This is a genomic window from Nostoc sp., assembly GCF_036917355.1.
Lineage (GTDB): Bacteria > Cyanobacteriota > Cyanobacteriia > Cyanobacteriales > Nostocaceae > Nostoc.
Window position 1 is genome coordinate 19226 of record NZ_JBALDP010000010.1, and the last position, 22457, is coordinate 41682.

The window sequence follows — 22457 nt, forward strand, 5'->3', positions numbered from 1 at the left end:
ACAAAATAGGCATAAAATTACCCTGGCATTTTTAGGGATTGCTTTTGCCGAGGTTTAATCTACTACCGGCTCTACACTTATATTTTACAGCTGAGATAACCTTAGTTGTAGTATTCAGGAGTCAGAATTCAGTAGTCAGAATATTAAAAAAATTAAACTCCAAGTTTACCTCATTTCATCGGCAATCATACTAAACCCACATAAATTATGACTTTTGGCTCAAGGGTTGCTGAATTTTTAGACTTTGTTTTGTTTTTAGATCCAAAAGAAACATAAAATTACTTTGGCATTAACAGGGAGGACTTTTGCTTAGGTTTAATCTGCTGCTAACTTTGGCTTAAGTTTCATCGACTACTTAATATATACATTTGGATCAAAATGTCAATAAAAGATGTGGGACAACCCAAACGCATAGGAATTCTGACAAGTGGAGGTGATTGTTCTGGCTTAAATGCTGTGATTAGGGCTGTAGTAAATTGTGCTGTAAATACTTACGGCTGGGAGGTTTTGGGAATCCGTCAAGCGACTCTAGGATTAATGGCGCGTCCGCCACAATTCACCAAGCTGGAAGTTGACCAAGTTGACTCGTTGTTAACTGCGGGTGGCACAATGTTGGGGACGACCAATAAAGGCGACCCTTTTGCCTTTCCGATGGCGGATGGAAGTTTATGCGATCGCTCCGAAGAAATTATTGCAGGTTATCATGAATTAGGTTTAGACGCTTTGATTGGCGTTGGTGGCGATGGTAGCTTGGCAATTTTGCGTCGCCTCGCTCAACAAGGCGGTATTAATTTAGTAGGTATTCCCAAAACCATTGATAACGATATTGGCGTTACCGAACACGCCATCGGTTTTGATACAGCAGTAAATATTGCTACGGAAGCACTAGATCGGTTACATTTTACCGCTGCAAGTCATAGCCGAGTCATGATTTTGGAAGTAATGGGTCGTGATGCCGGACACATAGCAATAGCTGCGGGAATTGCAGGAGGAGCAAATGTAATTTTAATTCCCGAAATACCTTATACAGTTGAGCATATTTGCCACAAAATCAAAGAACGCCAAGAGAAAGGCAAAAACTATTGTTTGATTATTGTTTCCGAAGCAGTTCGCACTCAAGATGGCGAAAATGTGACGATTACCAATCGCTTAGGTCAATCTCGATACGGTGGAATTGGCGAATACTTAGCCGATGAAATTATTCAGCACATCGGTGTAGAAACGCGAGTTACCGTTTTAGGACACATTCAACGAGGTGGAACTGCTTCACCACTAGATAGATTAGTTGCAACCGCCTTTGGCGTAGCAGCAGTTAATCTAATTGCCGAAGATAAATACGATCGCATGGTGACATGGCAAAATCGCCAAGTATTAAGTGTACCAATTACAGAAGCGATCGCTCAATATAGCGCCGTCGATCCCAATGGTACTTTAGTTAAAACTGCTCGTGGTATGAGTATTTATTTGGGAGACTGAAGTTAGTTAGGAGTTAGGAGTTAGAAGTTAGGAGTGGGGAGTTAAGAGTTAAAAAACTCCTCACTTCAAATAACCAATGATCAATGACCAATGACTAACTAACAATTCCCAACACAAATTCGCCTTCATTCACGGCTTGATTAGTTGCGAGATCATAAACTAATCCATCATGTTGAGCGCAGACATCAGTTACACTCGGTAACTTACCTTCTTTATTAAAACTGAGAATTTGATAGAGTTTGTCTCCAGCTTTTACTGAAGTGCCTAATTCTATTCTGGATTGAATCATACCACCTGCGATCGCATAATATTTTTTCCGGTTACTGCTAGATGCAAAAGTCATTTCATGGGTTTTTGTGTCACCTGATAAATCAGGAATTTGCAGTAAACTTTTTTGTGCTAAATAGTTTTTTATACCCCGTACCCCTTTAGCGACTGAATCAGGGTTTATTTGCATTCCTGAGCCTAATTCCAATGTCCAAGCTTCCACATCAAACTTGATTTCTCTACCAAGCTCTTTAAAACAATTTTCTAGTGCTAACCAAGGTTTGATAAAAGCTTCATCAAAAGCATCACCATCATATTTATTAAGCAAGATTCCAAAATCGAGTAGAAAGTATTTGGCACTGTCTTCTCGATTTTGAAAGTAATAAACGTAGTCTAATGCTTGATTGGTAGAACTATGTAAATCAATTAAGTAGTCTGCATCTAAACTCAATTTTTGTAGTTTGTAACCAAAAAGCTCAGTGTAAGGAACACCACCAGAAGAATTAATCTTTTCTAAAATTTTTGCGAATTTTTGCTGAATTATAGTTAGATAATTTTGTCGAACGACCTCTAGATCGATATGAAGTTGAGATTTAGTAAAAGCTACTAAATCATCAGCTTCTTTCTCATAGTCCCAAAATATGCGATTCCAGTCTTTGGCTTCGTAAACGCAATATCGACCAGGGGAAAAATGATGAGCGCGTTCATTCGTCCCCATTGGATTACAAACGGGAACTAGCCAAATTTCTCCAGTTAAATCTGAATCATTTATTGTTAATAAAAACTCAATTAGCTGGTGAATAACGGCATTACCAGCAATTTCTGCACCATGCAGATTAGATTGAATGTAAACCTTTTTACCAGGTTGAGCGCCGATGAATTTGTATAGTTGTAAGTAGAGGCGATCGCCCGAAGCCATTTGACGTAATACAATGCTTTCAATAACTGGCTGCATAAAAATTTATTTGAGTAAATTATGACTGTATCTGTAATAAATCAAAAGCCACATAAACCCAAATCATACCAAGTATTTTCGTAAGGGAAGCAGTTGCAATTATTTGAGCTAGTATGTCGCAGTACAGACGAAGCAACCTGAATGTTGCTTTTGCTCTAGGATGCTACCAGATATAGAATTATTGAGTTATGTCCTTAATCGCTTCTAACTCATGTCGTCACTCAGTAATCTAGAACAAGACCGATACAATCTATCTGCCGCAGAAGTACTGGCCAATCCCTATCCTACTTACCGCCGTATTTTATTAGAAGATCCTGTTTACTGGAGTGATTTTTTTGGGGGCTGGTATCTAGTGCGCTATAAAGATGTTGCCGCAGCTATGCAAGACAAACGGATTTCGGCCAAGCGTCCGCCTATTAGTAAAATACCAGAATCAGAGCAACAGAATATACTTCCCCTTCTGGAAACTCTATCAAAATGGATTCTATTTTGCGACCCCCCAGAACACACGCGTCTGCGTGCGTTGTTTAACAAGGCATTCACTCCTAGTATCATTAGCAGCATGGCAGAGCGAATTCAGACGCTAGTAGACGAACTAATTGATGGTGTCTATGAGCGGGGTAACATGAATATTATTCATGATTTAGCTTACCCAATGCCCGCGATCGTCATCGCCCAAATGCTGGGCGCAAAGTCCGAAGACTGGGAACAGTTAAAGAAATGGTCTAACGATTTGGCAAAATTTTTTGGTATGTTCCGCATGAAGCCAGAAATTTTGACTAGCGCTCAACAAAGTATTATCGAAATGACCGAATACTTCCGCCACATCCTTGAAGAACGTCGTCATAATCCCCAAGATGATCTCATGAGTAGCCTCATCTTTGCACAAGAAAAGGGAAATTCTCTCAATGACGACGAAATTTTATCCAATTGCGTTTTCTTAACTTTTGCGGGTCATGAAACTACCACCAACCTGATTGCTAACGGCTTACTTGCTTTACTCAAAAATCCTAGTCAAATGCAAAAGTTAAAGGATGACCCCTCGCTAGTTACAACTACTGTAGAAGAGTTTTTGCGCTATGACAGCCCAGTACAACGTCAGGCCCGCATAGCAGTTACCGATCTCGAAATTGATGGCAAACAAATTAGCCAAGGGCAACGCCTATTTCTGGTAATTGGTGCTGCCAACCGTGACCATGAGCAATTTTTAGACCCCGATAAATTAGACATTACACGCCCTGAAAACCCACACTTGGCATTTGGAAAAGGAACCCACTTTTGCCTCGGTGCATCTCTTGGCAGACTTGAAGCACAAATTGCCATTAATACCATTGTGCGCCGCCTTAGTAATCTCCACTTGGATACTGATCGAATTGAATGGCATCAAAATCCATCCTTGCGAGGTATGAAATCAATGCCTGTAGCTTTCAATCCCTAAAATGATCCCCTAGTGAGAGTAATGCAATGTCAGTGACTCCTCACGTTCCTGGTAAATTTCGCAACCGTTCATCCAAATGACTATGGTCTGCCAAAACCTTTAATAGCGGGCCATGTGACGTAAATTCTACAATACTGACCGAAGCAACAGGGCATCCCAAACGAAAACGGAAGCGTCCCACATCAACCCCTAGTAAACTACACAGAATAATTCTGATAGTTGCCTTGTGTGAAACCACTAACACATTACCACTAGTGTAATTTTGCTTGATTTCTTCAATTACCTGCAAGGCACGATAAGCAATTGTAACCGCCATTTCTCCACCATTAGGCGCATTCCAAGCAGGATCTGCTGACCAGCGAATATAATCATCGTGATATTCACGGCTAATTACTTCTGGAGTTTTTCCTTCCCACAAGCCATAGTTGATTTCCTTCAAACCATCCCTAAGTTGTGGTTCTATCCCTATTGCTTCATACAAAGGTTTTGCTGTCAATACAGTTCGCTGCATTGGACTACAAAATATTGCTGTCCAATCCATAGAACTATATGCGTCAGCAAAAGCCTTTGCCATCTCCAACCCTTCTGGAGTAAGTTCTGAATTTATAGAACCGCAAAAGGAATTATTGCGGCTGCATTCTGTCTGTCCGTGACGGAGGAAATAAAGAGTTAGGTTCACGGTATATTCTCATCGATTGTGAATTTAAAAGCGCTAACAATCAGATGTAGCTAAAGATAGTTAATGCCTGTGGTATATTACTACAATTTTTGAGATTTGAAATAATTTTTAGATTTGGCAAAGTTGCCCTAGCTACGCTTGTCGTAGATATTGCCATTATTGCTTTCTAATAATTATAAGAATAAATTAAGCATAAATATAGAGACGTAATTAATTACGTCTCTATAAAATTTCTGTCAATCAAGCTATTCCTTTATCTTTCAACGCTTGCTAAGAATAGAATAAAGGTGCATAGCATTGAATATTTAGCATTTCGTAATTTTTTCTTGCAAAAATGGAATCCACCCCATTTATATCCCTAGAGTTTCTGCAAAAAAAATCATGAATTACTAGTCAATGTTCTTTTTTACATTATCTTTTACGTCTTCAATTCCGTGACGTACTTCGCTTTCGGCTTGCTTTGCTTTACCTTTGGCTTTATCTTCTGGATCTCCAGTGACGTTTCCTAATGCTTCTTGGGCTTTACCTTCAACATTTTTAGCAGCAGCCTTTGCGCGATCTTCTATGCTCATTTTGATACTCCTGATTCAATTAAAAATTAATTTCAAAGCGATAAACTAACTTTGAAACTCTTTGTTATTACCTTTACACAGTAACTTAAATTTTTTGCTAAAGCCTTCCACCACAAGGCAGATTCAATAATTTGTAATTCGTAATTGGTAATTCGTAATTAAGAAAGTTAGTTGTAGTAAGCGTTCTGGCTGTTAGTTGAATATAAAATAAAGTGAGAATAGTTTAGTTACCTATGCTAAAAGACATAGAACAAATGTCACAGATGGTAATTTTTGCTTTTTAAATAAAAAACCAGTTTCGTATAGAAACTGGGTTAATGAAAGTTATGGGGATATTTTTTGTTTAATCTAGAAAACCCATCAGGCTTTCAGAATTGTCAATCTCATTTGGTGCTATGGGACGATTCCCAAAAGTGGAATAACTGTCAGAAATTGCCAATGAACTTGAGGAAATTGGACGAATCCCAGAGAGATTAATACTTTCAACAACTTGGAATGTATTAGCACCTATTGGGCGAATACCCATTGCGTTATAGGTTTCAACTACTTCCAAGGTACTGGTGCTAACGGGACGCACCCCAGAAATTGAAAGGTGTTCAGCAACTTCTAAGTCGCTAGCGCCTATGGGACGAATTCCAGAAATGGCGAGCGTTCCAGAAGCTCCTACTGGCAATTCATTAACTTCCTCGACTTTATCTGCATTCAAGCTCTGGTCTTGTTGATTTTCAACTTCTTCTGTAGACTTGGCATACTTCTGCCGAGAACTGGTTGCTTTGCCAGCGTTGCTAATAGTCATAAACGAACACCTCTAGTTTGTTAACTGAATTTTACAATAATTAAGGAAAGATGAAATTTTTTCCCATATACCTTAGAGTTTAACCTTAAAAAACCTCATATAGATATAAGAATCTTTAAAACTAATACATAAGTAAATTTAAAGCAATAATTTTTGTAAATAATTATTACTATTTGTTTGCTTTAATAAGCCAGCTACAATAGATACAGAGCGGAATCGTCACCATGAGATAGGGTATTTACAGCAAAACTGTATGACAGAATTTTGTCTTCAAGCTCCCTTTAGTCCCACAGGCGATCAACCACAAGCGATCGCACAGCTAACTGCTAGTATCCAATCAGGCAATCGTTACCAAACTTTACTAGGAGCCACTGGAACTGGCAAAACATTTTCGGTAGCAGCAGTTATAGAAAAAATTGGCAAGCCGACTTTAGTACTGGCGCATAACAAAACCCTGGCTGCACAGCTTTGTAACGAGTTGCGGGATTTCTTCCCCAACAACGCAGTGGAGTATTTTGTCAGCTACTACGATTATTATCAGCCAGAAGCGTATATTCCCGTCACTGATACTTATATTGAAAAAACGGCGGCAATTAATGATGAAATAGATATGTTGCGGCATTCAGCGACGCGATCGCTTTTTGAACGCCGTGATGTCATTGTCGTTGCTTCCATCAGCTGCATCTACGGTTTAGGAATGCCAGCAGAATATCTAAAAGCTGCTATTCCCCTCCAGATAGGTATGGAAGTAAATCAACGCCAAATTTTACGGGATTTGGCCAACGTTCAATATAGCCGCAACGACATCGAAATGGGTCGGGGAAAATTTCGCGTCCGAGGTGATGTCTTAGAAATTGGCCCAGCTTATGAAGACCGAATTATTCGTGTCGAATTCTTTGGTGATGAAATTGACGCGATTCGCTACATTGACCCGGTAACAGGGGAAATTCTCAAAAGTTTGGAAGCCGTAAATGTCTACCCAGCACGCCACTTTGTCACTCCAGAAGAACGATTAGAAGTAGCTTGTCATGATATTGCAGCCGAGTTAAAAGAGCAAAAATTAGACTTAGAACAAGCTGGGAAACTATTAGAAGCGCAACGTATAGATCAACGTACACGCTATGACCTAGAAATGCTGCGCGAAGTCGGTTATTGCAACGGCGTTGAGAACTATTCTCGTCACTTAGCAGGAAGACAAGCTGGAGATCCACCAGAATGTTTAATTGATTATTTTCCGAAAGATTGGCTATTAATTATCGATGAATCTCACGTTACAGTGCCACAAATTCGTGGTATGTATAACGGCGATCAAGCGAGAAAAAAAGTTTTAATTGAACATGGATTTCGACTTCCTAGCGCTGCTGATAACCGTCCTTTGAAAGCAGAAGAATTCTGGCAAAAAGTAAATCAGTGTATTTTTGTTTCAGCAACTCCCGGAAATTGGGAAATAGAAGTTTCTGAAGATCGTGTAGTTGAGCAAGTGATTCGACCAACTGGGGTGGTCGATCCAGAAATTTCCGTGCGTCCCACAGAAGGGCAAATTGATGATTTGTTAGGAGAAATTAAAGATAGAGCCGATCGCCATGAACGAGTGTTAATTACCACATTAACTAAACGGATGGCGGAGGATTTAACAGAATATTTGCAAGACCACGGGATAAGGGTAAGGTATTTACATTCCGAGATTACTTCTATTGAGCGCATTGAAATTTTGCAGAACTTGCGCGATGGTGCATTTGATGTTTTGGTTGGTGTGAATTTGCTGCGGGAAGGTTTGGATTTACCTGAAGTTTCTTTAGTAGCAATTATGGATGCAGATAAAGAAGGTTTCTTGCGAACCGAGCGTTCCTTAATTCAAACTATTGGTAGAGCCGCGCGTCACATCCAAGGACAGGCGATTTTGTATGCCGATAATATGACAGGTAGCATGATTAAAGCTATTGATGAAACAGATAGACGGCGTGGTATTCAAACAGCACATAATCGACTGCATGGGATTACACCACAACCAATTGTCAAAAAATCAAGTAATGCAATTTTGGCATTTTTAGATGTATCTCGGCGGTTAAATGCAACTGACTTGAAAGTTGTAGATGAACATATAGATGAACTGCCATTAGAACAGATTCCAGGGTTGATTACTTTGTTAGAAGCGCAGATGAAAGAAGCGGCGAAGAAAATGGAATTTGAAGAGGCGGCAAAATTGCGCGATCGCATTAAACATCTGCGAGATAAAATGCTAGGACGTTAACGTGAATCTTATGCTCACCAATATTCGCCTAATTAGTGTTCGAGAATATCACAAAATGGCGGAAACGGGGATTTTTCATCCTGAAGAACGCTTAGAATTGATCGCGGGACAAATTATCAGAATGTCAGTAAAAGGTACTGCTCATGAATCAGCAATTACCCGCACAGAAAGGTTATTACGTCAACGTTTGGGTGACAAAGTTTTATTAAGAATCCAGTCACCAGTGCAACTTGACGATTACTCGGAAGCAGAACCAGATATTTCAGTGGTGAAGCTGAATCCATTAGATTATGAGGATCGCCATCCCAATGCTTCCGAAGTGTTTTTACTGATTGAAATAGCTGATTCCAGTCTCAAATACGATCGAGAAGTAAAAGCGATTGCTTATGCTAAATCAGGCATTATTGAGTACTGGATTCTAGATGTCAATGGACGCAAGTTGTATATGTATCGTCTCCCCAGTCCAGACGGCTATCACAGTGAGAGCATACTTGCAGAGGACGTGACAATTTCACCTTTAGCTTTCCCTGATTGTGCGATCGCTATTCGGGAATTGTTGCGAAAAATCTAGGAGGCGATCGCCATTAATTATTATTAGCAGAAATAAAAATTCGATGCTTATTATGTTCAGAGGAAGTGGGAATAGTCATACTAAAAAAAACGCCCATTTTTCGCTATCCTAAATCAAGTGAATCATTAAGAGATCGCGCCGATGGTTGCTTTACCCGACAACATTTTGATGAGTGCAGAAGAATATCTAGTTTGGGAACCTACCCAAGAGGAACGCTACGAGTATTGGGATGGCGAAATTGTGATGATGAGTGGTGCTACACGCAACCATAATCGGATTTCTCTGAATTTCTCGAAGCTTCTAGATGATGCCTTAACCGATGTCTACGACGGGCTACGCCTACGCACCTGCGAAGTATACATTGTAGATGTGAAGGTTCAGGTAGAACCGGGGCAAAAGTATTTTTATCCAGATGTGGTGGTAACTTGCGATGAGCGAGATACCGATCCACAATTGGTACAATTTCCCTGCTTAATTATCGAAGTGCTATCACCTTCAACAGAAGCAGCCGATAGAGGGAAAAAGTTTGCCAAATATCGTCAATCTCCAACCTTGCAAGAATATGTCTTAGTACAAGTAGCTCAACCTGTTGTAGAAGTCTTTCGGCGCAACGAACAGGGGAAATGGGTGCTGTCGGAGTATAATTTGGGCGATATATTACGGCTGGAATCGGTGGATGTAGAAATTGCGATCGCCCATTTGTATAGACAAGTACAGTTTGAAACTGAAGCAACTGAAAATTGAATAGATGATTGATAAGGTTGCCTCATAAATCTTAGTCTTTTGGAGAGACAAGAGAATAGGTAATATCTTTTGCAGGAGTGTGATGTTGCTGTCTTATCGAGAGAGGAAGCTAGACAATGAAGTAGCCCAGGATACTGGATTGCTCCCCGTTCATCCGAGATACTTCTGTCCATCGAATGTAAGTTTTACGCTCTATCATCCTCATTATTGGGTGAGGCTCGGTCTTTTATTGGTTTAGTTTCAGATTTATCAAGCAAAACAGATAGGTATTTTATATTCAACATTTCATCAGACTCTGCTGAAAGATTATTGGAAAAGAAAAGTAAGACTTTGAAATGGGTAGGTGAAGTTTTTCCAGCTTTTAATCTTGAAGTTGAGCGAGTTTTAAATCTATTTCAAACTACGTTCAGGAGTTATAAAAAGAGTTAGAAAACAGCAGCAATATAACAATTAATTGTTAGTTATAGCAGTGATAAAACAATGAAAATTTTGGAAGTGTTAGAAGCAATTAATAGCTCCAGCAATTGCAGACAACTGGTAGTTTATCTAAGAAAAATCTTAGGTCATCCTCGTAACTTCTTATGTACCTGCGCTAAATACCACATGTAATCATCAATTTTGTAATTATCAGCAGCTTTCACTATATACTCCTGAGCTAAATCAAGATTATTTTGAGCTTCGTAATATAGTCCCAAGTAAAGATGACTGTAAAAATTTCCCCTTATCCCTTCTGATTTACCAACAGTTAAAACATTGTCTGGTGTACATTTACCCGCATACAAATCATATACGCGCTGCATAATACGTCGAGGGTCATTTTTCACAGTTAGTAAAGAATTACACGCTTCTTCAACACCTAACGAACGAGCTATGCAGAGATATCGCCACACTGTTTCTTCTACATCTTGAGCATTCACAGTCAAATCTATTTCAAACTGTTCAGCGCCCTCAGCAAATCTTTCTGCATAATAGTACGATAATCCCCGTTGCCAGAGGTAAGGTTTGATACGGACATCCAATTGCTCTGCTGTGTCGAAATCTTGAATAGATTCATCAATCTTGGCCAGTTGAAAGTTAACCATGCCTCGGCGAATGTAAGCATTGGGATTTTTCGGCTGATTGCGAATGGTTTCGTTCCAGCGCTGGAGTTGATTTTCCAGAGAATTTGAAAAAAACATGAGTAACCAAGCCTATATGAGAATTAACTAGCAAATATCATCTTATGGAACATCTTAGATGAACAAAATCATCACTATAGTCAAGCTCCTTTCTTCTCTAACTGGAAAATTATGGCATGATGTTTACTGCTTCAAGGTAAGTCCTACAATAAATCTCAAATATTAAACTGAGATCCATCCACGAGGTAGAAGAAACTACTTATAAAATTCCGTATTGTAGAATTGCTGTCTTAAAATCAGGAAAAAACGCTCGTGGTTCCCATTAGAGATAATAATCCGACAAAAATCACGCCTTATGTAACTTATGGGCTGATTGCTGTCAATGTCCTCGCTTTTCTTTATGAAGCAAATCTTCCCCCACAAGCATTAAATGGATTTTTACACCTTGCGGCTGTAGTTCCACGAGAACTGACTTTAAGTTTTGCGGGTATCTCTGTACATCAACCAGTACCTGAGTGGGCAACTTTGATTACTTCGCAATTTTTGCACGGCGGTTTCTTGCACTTAGCCGGCAACATGTTGTTTCTCTGGATTTTTGGTAATAATGTTGAAGATAAATTAGGTCATGCCAAATATTTACTGTTTTATTTATCTTGTGGTGTTTTGGCATCCTTGACACAGTGGTTCTTCGCTCAAGATTCTAGCATTCCTTCTTTGGGTGCAAGTGGTGCGATCGCAGGTGTTATGGGTGCATACATTCTCCGCTTTCCCAACGCCGAAGTTCTTGGCGTTGTACCTTTAGGGTTTTTCTTCCCAACTTTCCGTGTCCCCGCATATTTCTTTTTAGGATTCTGGTTTCTCGAACAAGCCTTCTACGGACTTACCAGCCTGGAAGCACGTACCAACATCGGTATGGAAAGCGGTGGTATTGCCTACTGGGCCCATGCAGGTGGGTTTATCTTTGGGGCAATTCTCGGCCCACTGTTGGGTTTATTTAGTGATAAATCCCAGGAAGAATCTTGGTATAAGTAATTTTTTATAGTATCGTTTTTACCCTCAAGTATGCTGATTGATTTAATAGGTGAAATTGTTTAACCTTCGCAACTGCTAGCCTTACAAGCTATATTGCAGTTAGTCAATAATTTAGGAAAAACACCTGTGTTTCCCCTCTACGATGAAAATCCGACGCGAATTACCCCGTATTTCACCTATGGGTTAATTGGCATGAATGTTTTAGTTTTTATTCACGAGGTGAGCCTGTCACATGCACAATTGAGTCAGTTTTTAAGTGAGTATGCGGTAGTACCTCAAGAGTTAACCACCAATTTGAATGGAGAGTGGATAACGTTATTTACGTCGCAATTCTTACATGGTGGTTGGTGGCACTTAATCTCAAATATGGTGTTTCTCTGGGTTTTTGGCAACAATATTGAAGATCGTTTAGGTCATGCCAAATATCTGATTTTTTATTTGGCGTGTGGTGCTTTAGCTGCCTTGTGCCAATGGTTTATTGGGATGAATTCTGAGATTCCTTCCTTAGGGGCAAGTGGTGCAATTTCTGGGATTTTGGGTGCGTACATTATCCGCTTTCCCCAGGCTCAAGTCATGACTTTAATATTTTTGGGGTTTTTCATCACCACAATCAGAGTGCCAGCACTAGTAATAATTGGACTTTTCATTGTGCAAAATGTAATTTCTGGTCTTGCTACCCTGCAAACAGCCGCTAACATGAGCGTGGAAACTGGTGGAGTTGCATATTGGGCGCACATCGGTGGTTTTGTATTTGGGGTAATTCTTGCTCCCTTATTTGGCTTGTTTCGACGAGACTGAATACAGCATTTCCTGAAACTCTTAGCACAAAAATTGCTACCTTTCAATTCTCTGCGCTAACCTTCTTTGCGAGACGATTCTCTTTCAGAGACGCCAACGCAAATGCGATAGTGTGCGTTAAAATTTACACATTTGAAACTATTAGTTTTTGTTGGCACTCGCTGAAACTTCTTCTGACTGTTCTACTTCAGATGTAAATGCTGATGATTTTGGAACTTCTTCAGGTACAGAAACGATGATATCAGCACCATTGATAATTGCTCCCAATAACCCTAGTTCAGATTCAACTAATTGATCGATAGCTTCACCTAGCATATTCTCTTGCGTATAGTTTGGTCGCGCCACTAGTACGATTCCATCACTGTAGGGTTGAATTAACAAAGGGTCGTTGGATATGCTGAGGGGACTAGTATCTAAAATAACTAAATCAAAACGTTCGCGGACATCTTCTATCAGCCGCCGCATTTCGCTGGATTCAAGAATAGCAGCGGATTGCCTTACTGGACCAGGGCTGGGGAGAATGTATAAATTTTCAACATCAGGAACTAAACGAATACATTCACTCAAATTAGCGTAATAACGTAGGGGTTCAATAGTGGCTTCAGGGTCAGGAATTACTTTTAACGATGTACAACGGGAAGGCGATCGCAAATCTGTTTCGATAATTAAGGTTCTTTTACCAGCACGGGCGGAAGCAACACCCAAATTATAAGCACTTGCCGTTTTACCCTCTAGGCTACTGGTGCTAGTAATCAATACTACCTTTAAGTTTTTACCACCAATGCGGCGCATATTACTACGGAATTTCTCATAAAATTCTAAATAAGGAGAATCTTGGGAAAATACTACCGGTACAGCATCTGGCTCCAAATCATCAACTGGCATTAAAGGCAATTCTCCCAACAGTGCCACTTCTCGTTGCTTGAGGCTCTCGCGAATATCCTCTCTGGTTTTGAAAGTCCCTTCCAGCGCTCCCAACAAAAATATCACTCCGCCACCAATCAATACACCTAAGAAACCACCCACGGCAAGGGTAATAGGCACACTCTTCGGAGGTTTGGGATCGACAGTGACTGCGGGGCGTCTGGCAACGCTGAGGCTGCTAGTCGTTTCTGCCTCTGCGGTTTTTGCATCGGTTAGCTTCACCTGCATTTGGTCATAGATGGCTTTTTTGAGTCCAACCTCCTGTTCTAAACGCGATCGCTCTAATTGCTTATTGGGTATTAGAGCATACTCTCGCCGGAGTCGCGCTTCTAGTTGGATTTCTTGAGCTAGTTGTTGTTGCAGTGTCTCCCGTTGGGTTTGTAAAGACACCATTTGGTTTGCCAATTGCTGGCGTGTTGGATCTAAGCTGCTTTGAGTGCGAATACCTGCAACGCTACCCTGAAGCGGAGCCGCAGTCCCATCACCACCTAAAACTTCAGCAGCACGTTGTTGTAGTAATTCCTCAGCAGCTTGTTTCTGACGCATTAACTGCACCATCGTTGGATGTTCCGGCCGCAAATCTTTTCTGAGTACAGCGATTTGCGATTCACTTTGATAAATTTGCGCTCGTAAGTTACCAATAATTGGATCGGCACTCAAAGCAGAAGAAACATAAGCTTGTCCGACTGTTAAGCCTAACTTATTTTGTAAACTGCGAGCTTGACCATCAACCCCAGAAATAGTTAATTGAATTTGCCGTTGGAGATTTTGGCTGGCAGTAATGGCGCTTAACAAGCTGCCATTCTCTGCTGCTAATATTGCTGTTCGCTCGACGCGATCGTACTGTTCCAACTTCTTTTCAGCAATTTGCAATTCCCGTTTAGCTTGTGGTGTGCGATCGTTAATCTTTTGAATAATTGCTTGTAATCGCCCAGTATTGATGTCACTACTCAACTTGATCATTGCTTGCATCAATTCTGTCAATACCTGTATGCCTCGTTTGGCATCACTATCTACATATTTAAGTTCAAAGGTAGAAGATTCTAATTCTCCACTCTTAGCATTTTTTTTAGGTAAAGCAAGAGCAAGACTTGCACCGAGTTGTTTCGGTTTGACACCGACTTTCTCCGCCACACTTGCAATTATCTGGTTTGATAGTAAAACTTCCTCATTTAGTTCCTTCCCTTGCTGTTGGATTTCATTACCAGTTGCAGAGAAAGAAACTGGTGGTCCACTATAAGTAAGTGCCCCAGATGCTATATAGCTAGTAGGTGGCTCTGGTTGCATAGCTACCACAGTTGATCCGGCGACAACTAAACCAAAACTAGCTAGTCCAATCCACTTATATTTATCAAAAGCAATAAGATAGCGTTTAACAATTGGTGGGGTCATGGTCGCTTCGCTCCAATTCAAAATTTAAATATTCAAAATTCAAAATTTAGGAAGCACCAAACTAAAGATAGTGGCTTTGATACAAGGATGCTATCAACTTCCTACTGTATATATCGGTTGATACCTTTAAGATTTTTTCATTAATGAATTCAAAGATCAGTTAGAGATGTGGCTTCCTACACTCCAAACTCTTTTTAGGTTGTATCCTGCTTTTAATGTTACTAATTAGATCCACCACCGATATTGTCAAAAAACCGGAGAAAGGATTGAACATTGAAGAAAGGTTGGGTAATGGTGGTCAAGAAATTAGTAATTCTACCAATGAGGTTCCGACCAACAACAATAACATCATTATCTTGAAGTGCTACATTTTGCGACGCATCACCGCCTAGAGCTTTTTTAGCATCAAGTTTTTGAGTAACAGCTTTGCCTCGTTCCGAATCAAAGCGAACCAGAGCGATATCTCTCAGATTAGCAGTGTCTAGATTTACACCTCCCAAAGCATCTACAAATGTACTGCCGTTAGGCAGTGCTTGAATGGAAAGACCACCCGCAGCGTAGTTTAAAACTCGGACTCTAATCTGTGGTGTGGCCAAGGACGAACGTGCTACTAAATTGCGGTCATAACCATCCTCATTGCCGACTTCACGACGGGGCACGAGTATCGCATCTCCGTCTTGTAAGCGTAAATTTGGGATTGAACCGCCATTTTGCAGTGCTGCATATAAATCAATCGTTTGTGAAATCACAGAACCATCGATTAACTTTCGGCGTACTTGCACCTGTCGCAGGTCTGCATTCAAAGTTGAACCACCAGATGTTAGCAAAGCATCAGCAACGCGGGGTGTTGGTGAATTAATTGGATAAATTCCTGGTCGAAATATTTCCCCGCTAATCGTAACTTGAACTGGTCGCGTTCCTGCCAAGGATACTACCACGATAGGATCTGGGAAAAAGCGACTCAAGCCCAAGCGAATTTTTTCTTGAGCTTCTTCCAAGGTTAAACCTTTTAATGATACCGTTCCCACTTGCGGCACGATGATGTTGCCTTCTGCACTAATTACAGCTTGAAAACTAAGGTCTGGACGCTGCGTTGCTAAGGCTAAAACTATTATTGGATCGACTACATAACGATTTAAACCTAAGCGAATTTTTTCTTGAGCTTCTTCCAAAGTTAAACCTTGTAAAGAAACCGTTCCCAATAACGGCACCGCAATATTACCTTCTGGGTTGATTAAAGCTTGAAAGCTTAAATCTGGAAAGCGCTGAACCGAAACGCTAATTCCATCCCCTATGCCTAAACGGTATGGACCAGGCGGACGCTGAAGCACAACACCAATTGCATCTCCTGGCCCCAAGAGGTAGCGGCTGAGTTGCGGGGAAATTTCTTCATTTACACCACTAGGTGCAACTTCATTAACTGGCACAGGCGAGGGGAATTGCCTTGGTGATTGTCCTTGCGATGGAAAAGGCTGGGCAACAACAAGTTGGATAGGTGTTGTTAAGAAAACTCCTACTTGAAGACTGACAAAACATAGGGCGCTGAATCCACGCATATAATAACTGGCATCTATGAACATCGGTGTAGAAAATATTGATATAGAAATTAGTCGCGCCGAGTGGTTATTTTACTCTAAAAATGCCTTCAATGTCTCTTTTATCTAGAAGTATTTACCAAGAGAAAGAGACTAATTTTGCTAAATTTAATTTCTAACTTCATGTTGTTAACATCATTTTAGGTGAGTTTCAGCCTGAACACAATTTACAGAGATACTCTTGAGAAATCTCTGCACAAGAGCATCAATAACAGACTCTACAAAGGGCCTGCCATTAATGCAGCTTGTACCGTTTCGCCAATAGACTGGGCTAAAGACCAAGATGTTTCTACCTGCCCCAAAGGTTCCATTGGAATCAGAATGCTCACGCCAACCCAAGGAGTGCGTTGCTTGCGCCACTGTGCCAGTTGATCTGCCAAGAACCAGTGAAAAGGTGATGGATTTCCGCCGTCTGGCATCGCATACCATTGCAAAACAGCGAAGGTTTGCTGTGGTGTGGAGGCGCGAAAAAACCTAGCTTCTACTTTAGTTTCGACATTAGAAGCCAACTTTGCAGATGGTTTCACAGTAAATTCCGCAGAACGAGATTGAGCTACATCCCACTTTCCCCAGCGCGATCGTCCCCAGCCGTTAACGTCTGTCCACTCTACCTCTGGTTGATCCATAGGCCCATTTTGCGGCAACAAAAGCAGGATTGCTTGGGATTCGGAACCTTCTTTTTTAATTACCTGCAAAGACCAATTATGTTCGCCAATTTGCTGTTCTGCTTGTTCAATGGTTTGCCAACCAGGAAGGGTTAACCCAGTCTTGCGGATCTGTTTTAATTCGTGGAGGGTAGGAACAGAGGGCGGTTGTTTCCATTGCCAGTGTCCTGTCAGGTATCCGGGAATCCCCGCCGTTGCTAGCAGCAGTAGCAATAACAAAAGTGCTGCTACCTGAGTCAATTGGTTTTCCTTGAAAAATTTAGAGAAGGAAATCATCAGTAAAATTTGCAATACTTAGGCAAAATCTTACTTTATAAAATCACATTGTGAGTTCAGTAATATTTAGGACTTACGTATAATTGATGAAAAATTAAGGGAATGGAGAGTGAAGAATAAAAAACAGGGCAGAAGTTGCAGAAAATTTTCTCCTCTGCCCCTCTGCCCAATGCCCAATGGTTCTAACTTTCTGCTTCTTGCTCAGTTTCTAGAGATGCTGAAAAATAGTTATTAATCCAATTCAGTAAGGGCACTAGTGACACCAGCATACAAGCAGAGTAAACATCGCCACCCCAACCCTCATGCAGCCATTTAAAAGACGCTTCTTGACCCGTGCCGTGAAAGAAAGTCAGTAAAGTATTACGAATGATATTGGCAATAATACTAACGATCGCAGCAAGAGATAAAAACGATATAGTTGTCCGCCGTGAAGACAAAGCATCTGTCCAATAAAGCAGCATCAAGCCAACGTAGAGAGTCGTAAACAACATTTTCAGCCCTGCACAATAGGGAGCAACTTCTACAATCCGTCCTCCCACGTAAAGATTGATCTCATCTACGGTTACTTCCATCCCAAATTGATTCAGTATGAAGCCTGCTGTGCCAGCGATGAAGCTTTGGAGAGGCATGGTATAGGGAGCAATGAGATAGGGTAATGCTGTTGGGGTTGCTAAAAATACTAGTAGGAGAGGGAATCCTTGTAATCGCAAACCTGCTATTCCCTTAAACCACAAGCATAATCCGATTAATATCACGGGCAAGGAAAGGTTAACCCACTCTGTAACACCGCTAAGATAAAAAATTGCCCCTAATAACAATAAAACAGCGCCTAAAGGATTGATGGTATCTGGCAAACGTTTCCACTTTTTCCGGTTCATCCAGCCCAGATAAGCCGCAAATGGTAGACCAATAATTCCGTGGCTGAAATATTCGTGTTCTGTACTGATATTTTTGTGCAGCCAACCATCCAACCAGTGTAGCAATATCGGAGCATAAAGCAGCAGCAAAACGCCTAAAATAGCTAGATTTAACAAGCCTGATGCGTTTATATTTTTAACCTGTTGCTGGAGTGCCATGATTTTCAGTATTAGTCATTGGTCATTGGTCATTGGTCATTGGTCATTGGTCATTGGTTATTTGCAAAGGATAAATGACAAAGGACAAAGGACAAATTAAGTATGAATTAACTTCAGGCTACCACGCTACCAAGGTCGGCAGGAGATAGATTATCTGCCTGATAACTTGTTGAGACTGCATTGGCGATCGCTGCTACAACTTCTTTAACTTGGCTACTACTCAAACCAGGATACATCGGTAATGATAATATTTGCTTTGACAACTTCTCTGCTTGGGGAAAATCTCCCGGTTGATAGCCTAAGTTGGTGAATGCTGGCTGGAGATGACAAGGAATTGGATAGTGAATACCAGTTTGAATTCCCGCCGCCGTGAGTTTTTCCTGGAGTTGCTGGCGTTCTATTGGGCAAGAATCATCAACTTTAATCACATAAAGATGATAAACGTGTCCTGTATCGCTTTGATTTTCTATAGGAATAATTCCAGCAGTTGCCAAGGGTGCTAGTTCATTATCATACTGCTGGGCAATAGTCAGGCGATCGCGATTCCATTGCGGCAAATATGGGAGTTTTTTGTGCAAAATTGCTGCTTGCAAAGTATCCAAACGGCTATTCGTACCTGGTTCAGTATGAAAATACTTTTGCGATGCACCATAATTTCGCAAGCGCACCATCTTCTGGGCTACATCTGCATCTCGTGTCAGCAGCATTCCCCCATCCCCAAATGCTCCCAAATTTTTGCTGGGATAGAAACTAAAAGCTGCTGCTATTCCTACTGAACCAGCGTAATATCCGTCTCTTTGGGCCAGATGTGCTTGGGCGGCATCTTCAAAAATTAGGAGTTTGTAGGTATCGGCAAAGTTCACTAGATCGCGTGGTGATACCATCTGACCATAGAGATGCACAGGGATAATTGCTTTAGTCTGAGGCGTAATTACCTTTGCTGCTTCTCTTAAATCAATTAAAGCAGTTTGGCGATCGCAATCTACCAAAATTGGCTTGGCGCCAGCACGTATTACCCCAATTAAGGTGGCGATAAAAGTATTTGCGGGTAAAATCACCTCATCACCAGCACCAATATTACACGCTTGTAATCCCAGAGCGATCGCATCTGTTCCTGATGCTACACCAACTCCGTAAGCCGTACCAGATACTGCCGCAAATGCTGCTTCAAAATCTGATAGTGCTTGCCCTAAAATAAAATCTCCCCGTTCCAATACAGATTGGATTGCATCTTGCAATTGTGTTTGAATTGGTTCATGTTGTAACTTCAGGTCTACAAAAGGAACTCTAATAGTCATTTTATTCATTACCAGTCGTCCTCTAAAAATGTTTCCTCACATGGAAAAAATAGAAAATCTTGTACAATTTTCGGCATGAAAATGTCATAGATTTAATCTATTGGATAAAGGCTTAGATCAATTATTTAGTCGGTTATGGTTTTCAAAATCACGCCCTCTTAATTTGAACGCCCGAAGTTGCCATCAGACTTCTCTGAAGCTGCCACTTCAACTTCTCTCAAAATTCAAAAAGTTCATAAACTGGGCTTTTCAATAATTTGGTAGTTTGCTAATCCGTAGAGATATGGTTGGCCTATTTAGGTCATCCTGCACTAGGATTATCATCTCTGGGTGCTAGTTGTTATCAGTAAAATGTCTATATTTAATTACACCAACATCTATTTTATTAAGTAAATTTACTTTGAATGTTCCAGCCAAAATTTTCCCTTATATACATAAAGAATGATAGCCCCTTTGTATTGTATCCTTAGCATTAGCTTACCCTGGCTGAATTCAAATCTAACGCAGCTTGATTGCAAAATCTTAAGCAATAAAGACTACATCAGTGCTAAATAAAGAACATTCAGCACCAGTAACTAGTAACTAGCAGACACTACATCTTGGCTTAATGCAAGGGAGAAAAAAATTTTGCCCTAAATTTGTTTGTCAGAGGCAAAATTAGGGAATGCTTAAAAATAGCAATTGATAACCTAGAAATAGGACTTGGATCAATTAACACGATAGAGAAATTATTAAGGTAGCAGTGGCAATGATAGAGCCTGAAAACAAATTATTTGCCCTAAAGGATGGTTGGGATTCTCATGAATCAAGAGAACAGCAACGCCTCAAAGCTTTGTCCGATTTAGGTTTGCGGCAACCAGAAACGATTCCGGTTTTTGAAGAAGCCACACAGACTGCTGCCCACTTTTTGGAAGCACCAATTTCGATATTGGGATTTGTGGATCAAGAACGCCATTGGTTCAAATCGGCGATCGGCTTATCTAGACTAGGACTAATGAATCATTTGGCACAAAGCCGCCAACTACTACGCCGGGAATCATTTTGCACTCAGGTAGTAGACAGCTTTCAAGTATTTGTAATTAATGATACGCATAAACTTACCGATCCAGTACTTGCTGGCAGCAAGTTAGTGCAAGATTATGGTATTCGTGCTTATTTAGGAGCGCCATTAATTGATGCTGAGGGACATTGTTTAGGTGCATTAGCAGTGATGGATTTAGTCCCGCGCAATTTTACAACGCGAGATATTGAGTTTTTACAAATCATTGCTCGTTGGAGCATGAGTGAATTTGAACGTAATAGACTCCTGCAAGGCAAACTCGAATCAAACGCTGCCAAGAACGTTCCAATATTTTCACTGAATGAGGAACGTAACACTGAGATTAAAATTACTGCATCCACTCAAGATAGCGACTCTGTTTCTACTAAGCAACTGAAGCTAGAACTTTTGAGTCAGCTAACTCAGGAGTTACGCACGCCTTTAACATCTGTACTCGGTATGGCTAGTGTTTTAGGACGTGAGATTTATGGGCCTTTGACGACTAAGCAGAGAGAATATTTAGAAATTATCCAACACAGTGGTCGGTATTTACTTTCCCTAGTAAACGAAATTACCGAACTAGGAGCTATGGATGAAAACTCAACTGTGCTAAATTTAGCTCCCGTGGATATTGAAATGCTATGCCAACAAGCTATCAATACTCTAGAAGAAGTAGCTAATCGCCGCGAGCAAGATATTCGCCTGTCTATAGAACCGGGACGCAATCGCATTTGGCCTTTAGATAAAGACAAGGTGCGGCAAATGCTTTATCATCTGGTTTTCAGTGTGATTCAACTTTCAGCTACAGGTAGCATTGTTCGCATTCATGTTTCTTACAAAGAAGATACGCTCAACATTACTATTTGGGTTTCCCATCCCTGGTTAGGAGATGGCATAACAGAGGTCGATCCTTATTTCCGTCTCAATTCTTTGTCGCTGCTGGAGCTTACAGGTGAGGTCGCAACTTACAATATTCATACAGAAACACAAGAACAACTAGATACTTCATCAGTAGCAGTGGAAAATTCCAAAAACTTGAGTGATTCTCACTCAAATTTCTTTGCTACTAGTTCAGGTATAAATTTAGCTAAATCACATGGAAGTCTTTCTCGTGAAAGCTTAGGTCTATTACTAAGCTGTCAACTGGCAGAATTACATGGCGGACATATTTTGATTCAAGGTTCACCAGAATCAGGATATCGTTATGTGCTTTCTTTACCATTGCAACTAGCGACTTCCTCACAAGCAATTAGCGATGTCTAATCGTGGGGATTGGGGATTGGAGATTGGGAAAGACGTATTTTCTATCTAGATTTCATTAATTTTCTGTGTGCTTCTGCGCTTACCTATGCCTTTAGATTTCAACCCTCAATTCGCCACCATTTTACGTCAAGCTGTACTAAGTATATGAAGAAATATTCTTAACTTCCTATTGGCTGATGGCTAGGAATAAGAGCGCCATCACGCGATGTGCAATCTCTGTTATTACCTTTTT

Annotated in this window: 18 protein-coding genes; 8 read left to right on the top strand and 10 right to left on the bottom strand. The window is 40.7% G+C overall.

Annotated elements, in window-relative coordinates:
* Nucleotides 1-393: 393 nt before the first annotated feature.
* Complete coding sequence (locus V7K53_RS02895; protein ID WP_335196186.1) at nt 394-1476, top strand: ATP-dependent 6-phosphofructokinase; 1083 nt, start codon at nt 394-396, stop codon at nt 1474-1476.
* 94 nt (nt 1477-1570) lie between these two features.
* On the opposite strand, the gene V7K53_RS02900 is transcribed toward V7K53_RS02895, so the two are convergent.
* Complete coding sequence (locus V7K53_RS02900; protein ID WP_335196153.1) at nt 1571-2698, bottom strand: succinylglutamate desuccinylase/aspartoacylase family protein; 1128 nt, start codon at nt 2696-2698, stop codon at nt 1571-1573.
* A gap of 211 nt (nt 2699-2909) precedes the next feature.
* Between V7K53_RS02900 and V7K53_RS02905 the strand changes: the two genes are divergently transcribed.
* The gene (locus tag V7K53_RS02905; RefSeq protein ID WP_335196154.1) at nt 2910-4136 is read left to right on the top strand and encodes a cytochrome P450; all 1227 of its coding nucleotides are present in this window, start codon (nt 2910-2912) and stop codon (nt 4134-4136) included.
* 40 nt (nt 4137-4176) lie between these two features.
* On the opposite strand, the gene V7K53_RS02910 is transcribed toward V7K53_RS02905, so the two are convergent.
* From V7K53_RS02910 to V7K53_RS02920, 3 genes are all read right to left on the bottom strand, one after another.
* Nucleotides 4177-4815: a histidine phosphatase family protein gene (locus V7K53_RS02910; protein ID WP_335196155.1), complete on the bottom strand. Its 639-nt coding sequence runs from the start codon at nt 4813-4815 to the stop codon at nt 4177-4179.
* A gap of 389 nt (nt 4816-5204) precedes the next feature.
* The gene (locus V7K53_RS02915) at nt 5205-5387 is read right to left on the bottom strand and encodes a CsbD family protein (RefSeq protein ID WP_099103871.1); all 183 of its coding nucleotides are present in this window, start codon (nt 5385-5387) and stop codon (nt 5205-5207) included.
* A gap of 343 nt (nt 5388-5730) precedes the next feature.
* Nucleotides 5731-6183 carry a hypothetical protein gene (locus V7K53_RS02920; protein ID WP_335196156.1) on the bottom strand — a complete coding sequence of 151 codons (453 nt, stop codon included), beginning with the start codon at nt 6181-6183 and terminating at the stop codon, nt 5731-5733.
* Between the two features lie 253 nt (nt 6184-6436).
* Between V7K53_RS02920 and uvrB the strand changes: the two genes are divergently transcribed.
* The 3 genes from uvrB to V7K53_RS02935 all read left to right on the top strand — a co-directional run bounded on the left by uvrB (nt 6437) and on the right by V7K53_RS02935 (nt 9749).
* Complete coding sequence (gene uvrB, locus V7K53_RS02925; RefSeq protein ID WP_335196157.1) at nt 6437-8434, top strand: excinuclease ABC subunit UvrB; 1998 nt, start codon at nt 6437-6439, stop codon at nt 8432-8434.
* A 10-nt stretch (nt 8435-8444) separates the two neighbouring features.
* Nucleotides 8445-9005 (top strand): Uma2 family endonuclease, encoded by a 561-nt coding sequence (locus V7K53_RS02930; protein WP_335196158.1) that lies wholly within the window; start codon nt 8445-8447, stop codon nt 9003-9005.
* Between the two features lie 141 nt (nt 9006-9146).
* Nucleotides 9147-9749 (top strand): Uma2 family endonuclease, encoded by a 603-nt coding sequence (locus tag V7K53_RS02935; RefSeq protein ID WP_335196159.1) that lies wholly within the window; start codon nt 9147-9149, stop codon nt 9747-9749.
* A 563-nt stretch (nt 9750-10312) separates the two neighbouring features.
* Here V7K53_RS02935 and V7K53_RS02940 read toward each other — a convergent pair.
* Nucleotides 10313-10927, bottom strand: coding sequence for a tetratricopeptide repeat protein (locus V7K53_RS02940; protein WP_335196160.1), 615 nt, complete (start codon nt 10925-10927; stop codon nt 10313-10315).
* A gap of 252 nt (nt 10928-11179) precedes the next feature.
* On the opposite strand from V7K53_RS02940, the gene V7K53_RS02945 reads away from it, so the two are divergent.
* Nucleotides 11180-11899 carry a rhomboid family intramembrane serine protease gene (locus V7K53_RS02945; protein ID WP_292734774.1) on the top strand — a complete coding sequence of 240 codons (720 nt, stop codon included), beginning with the start codon at nt 11180-11182 and terminating at the stop codon, nt 11897-11899.
* A 126-nt stretch (nt 11900-12025) separates the two neighbouring features.
* Nucleotides 12026-12697 carry a rhomboid family intramembrane serine protease gene (locus V7K53_RS02950; RefSeq protein ID WP_335196161.1) on the top strand — a complete coding sequence of 224 codons (672 nt, stop codon included), beginning with the start codon at nt 12026-12028 and terminating at the stop codon, nt 12695-12697.
* 141 nt (nt 12698-12838) lie between these two features.
* Here V7K53_RS02950 and V7K53_RS02955 read toward each other — a convergent pair whose 3' ends face one another.
* From V7K53_RS02955 to V7K53_RS02975, 5 genes are all read right to left on the bottom strand, one after another.
* On the bottom strand, nt 12839-15013 hold the full coding sequence (locus V7K53_RS02955) for a GumC family protein (protein ID WP_335196162.1): 2175 nt from the start codon (nt 15011-15013) through the stop codon (nt 12839-12841).
* A 221-nt stretch (nt 15014-15234) separates the two neighbouring features.
* A complete protein-coding gene (locus tag V7K53_RS02960; protein WP_335196163.1) occupies nt 15235-16593 on the bottom strand; it encodes a polysaccharide biosynthesis/export family protein in 1359 nt (452 codons plus the stop codon).
* A 233-nt stretch (nt 16594-16826) separates the two neighbouring features.
* The gene (locus tag V7K53_RS02965; RefSeq protein ID WP_335196164.1) at nt 16827-17549 is read right to left on the bottom strand and encodes a cyanoexosortase B system-associated protein; all 723 of its coding nucleotides are present in this window, start codon (nt 17547-17549) and stop codon (nt 16827-16829) included.
* Nucleotides 17550-17731: 182 nt separating this feature from the next.
* Nucleotides 17732-18625: a cyanoexosortase B gene (gene crtB, locus V7K53_RS02970; RefSeq protein WP_335196165.1), complete on the bottom strand. Its 894-nt coding sequence runs from the start codon at nt 18623-18625 to the stop codon at nt 17732-17734.
* A 113-nt stretch (nt 18626-18738) separates the two neighbouring features.
* The gene (locus V7K53_RS02975) at nt 18739-19932 is read right to left on the bottom strand and encodes a DegT/DnrJ/EryC1/StrS family aminotransferase (RefSeq protein ID WP_335196166.1); all 1194 of its coding nucleotides are present in this window, start codon (nt 19930-19932) and stop codon (nt 18739-18741) included.
* A 739-nt stretch (nt 19933-20671) separates the two neighbouring features.
* Here V7K53_RS02975 and V7K53_RS02980 point away from each other — a divergent pair.
* Nucleotides 20672-22225 (top strand): GAF domain-containing sensor histidine kinase, encoded by a 1554-nt coding sequence (locus tag V7K53_RS02980; RefSeq protein WP_335196167.1) that lies wholly within the window; start codon nt 20672-20674, stop codon nt 22223-22225.
* Nucleotides 22226-22457: the final 232 nt, after the last annotated feature.

What these genes read in the sequence shown, in the direction of transcription:
- V7K53_RS02900 (WP_335196153.1), bottom strand. Translation starts at nt 2,698, where the DNA reads ATGCAGCCAGTTATTGAAAGCATTGTATTACGTCAAATGGCTTCGGGC.
- V7K53_RS02905 (WP_335196154.1), top strand. Translation starts at nt 2,910, where the DNA reads ATGTCGTCACTCAGTAATCTAGAACAAGACCGATACAATCTATCTGCC.
- V7K53_RS02915 (WP_099103871.1), bottom strand. Translation starts at nt 5,387, where the DNA reads ATGAGCATAGAAGATCGCGCAAAGGCTGCTGCTAAAAATGTTGAAGGT.
- V7K53_RS02920 (WP_335196156.1), bottom strand. Translation starts at nt 6,183, where the DNA reads ATGACTATTAGCAACGCTGGCAAAGCAACCAGTTCTCGGCAGAAGTAT.
- uvrB (WP_335196157.1), top strand. Translation starts at nt 6,437, where the DNA reads ATGACAGAATTTTGTCTTCAAGCTCCCTTTAGTCCCACAGGCGATCAA.
- V7K53_RS02930 (WP_335196158.1), top strand. Translation starts at nt 8,445, where the DNA reads ATGCTCACCAATATTCGCCTAATTAGTGTTCGAGAATATCACAAAATG.
- V7K53_RS02935 (WP_335196159.1), top strand. Translation starts at nt 9,147, where the DNA reads ATGGTTGCTTTACCCGACAACATTTTGATGAGTGCAGAAGAATATCTA.
- V7K53_RS02940 (WP_335196160.1), bottom strand. Translation starts at nt 10,927, where the DNA reads ATGTTTTTTTCAAATTCTCTGGAAAATCAACTCCAGCGCTGGAACGAA.
- V7K53_RS02955 (WP_335196162.1), bottom strand. Translation starts at nt 15,013, where the DNA reads ATGACCCCACCAATTGTTAAACGCTATCTTATTGCTTTTGATAAATAT.
- V7K53_RS02960 (WP_335196163.1), bottom strand. Translation starts at nt 16,593, where the DNA reads ATGTTCATAGATGCCAGTTATTATATGCGTGGATTCAGCGCCCTATGT.
- V7K53_RS02965 (WP_335196164.1), bottom strand. Translation starts at nt 17,549, where the DNA reads ATGATTTCCTTCTCTAAATTTTTCAAGGAAAACCAATTGACTCAGGTA.
- crtB (WP_335196165.1), bottom strand. Translation starts at nt 18,625, where the DNA reads ATGGCACTCCAGCAACAGGTTAAAAATATAAACGCATCAGGCTTGTTA.
- V7K53_RS02975 (WP_335196166.1), bottom strand. Translation starts at nt 19,932, where the DNA reads ATGAATAAAATGACTATTAGAGTTCCTTTTGTAGACCTGAAGTTACAA.
- V7K53_RS02980 (WP_335196167.1), top strand. Translation starts at nt 20,672, where the DNA reads ATGATAGAGCCTGAAAACAAATTATTTGCCCTAAAGGATGGTTGGGAT.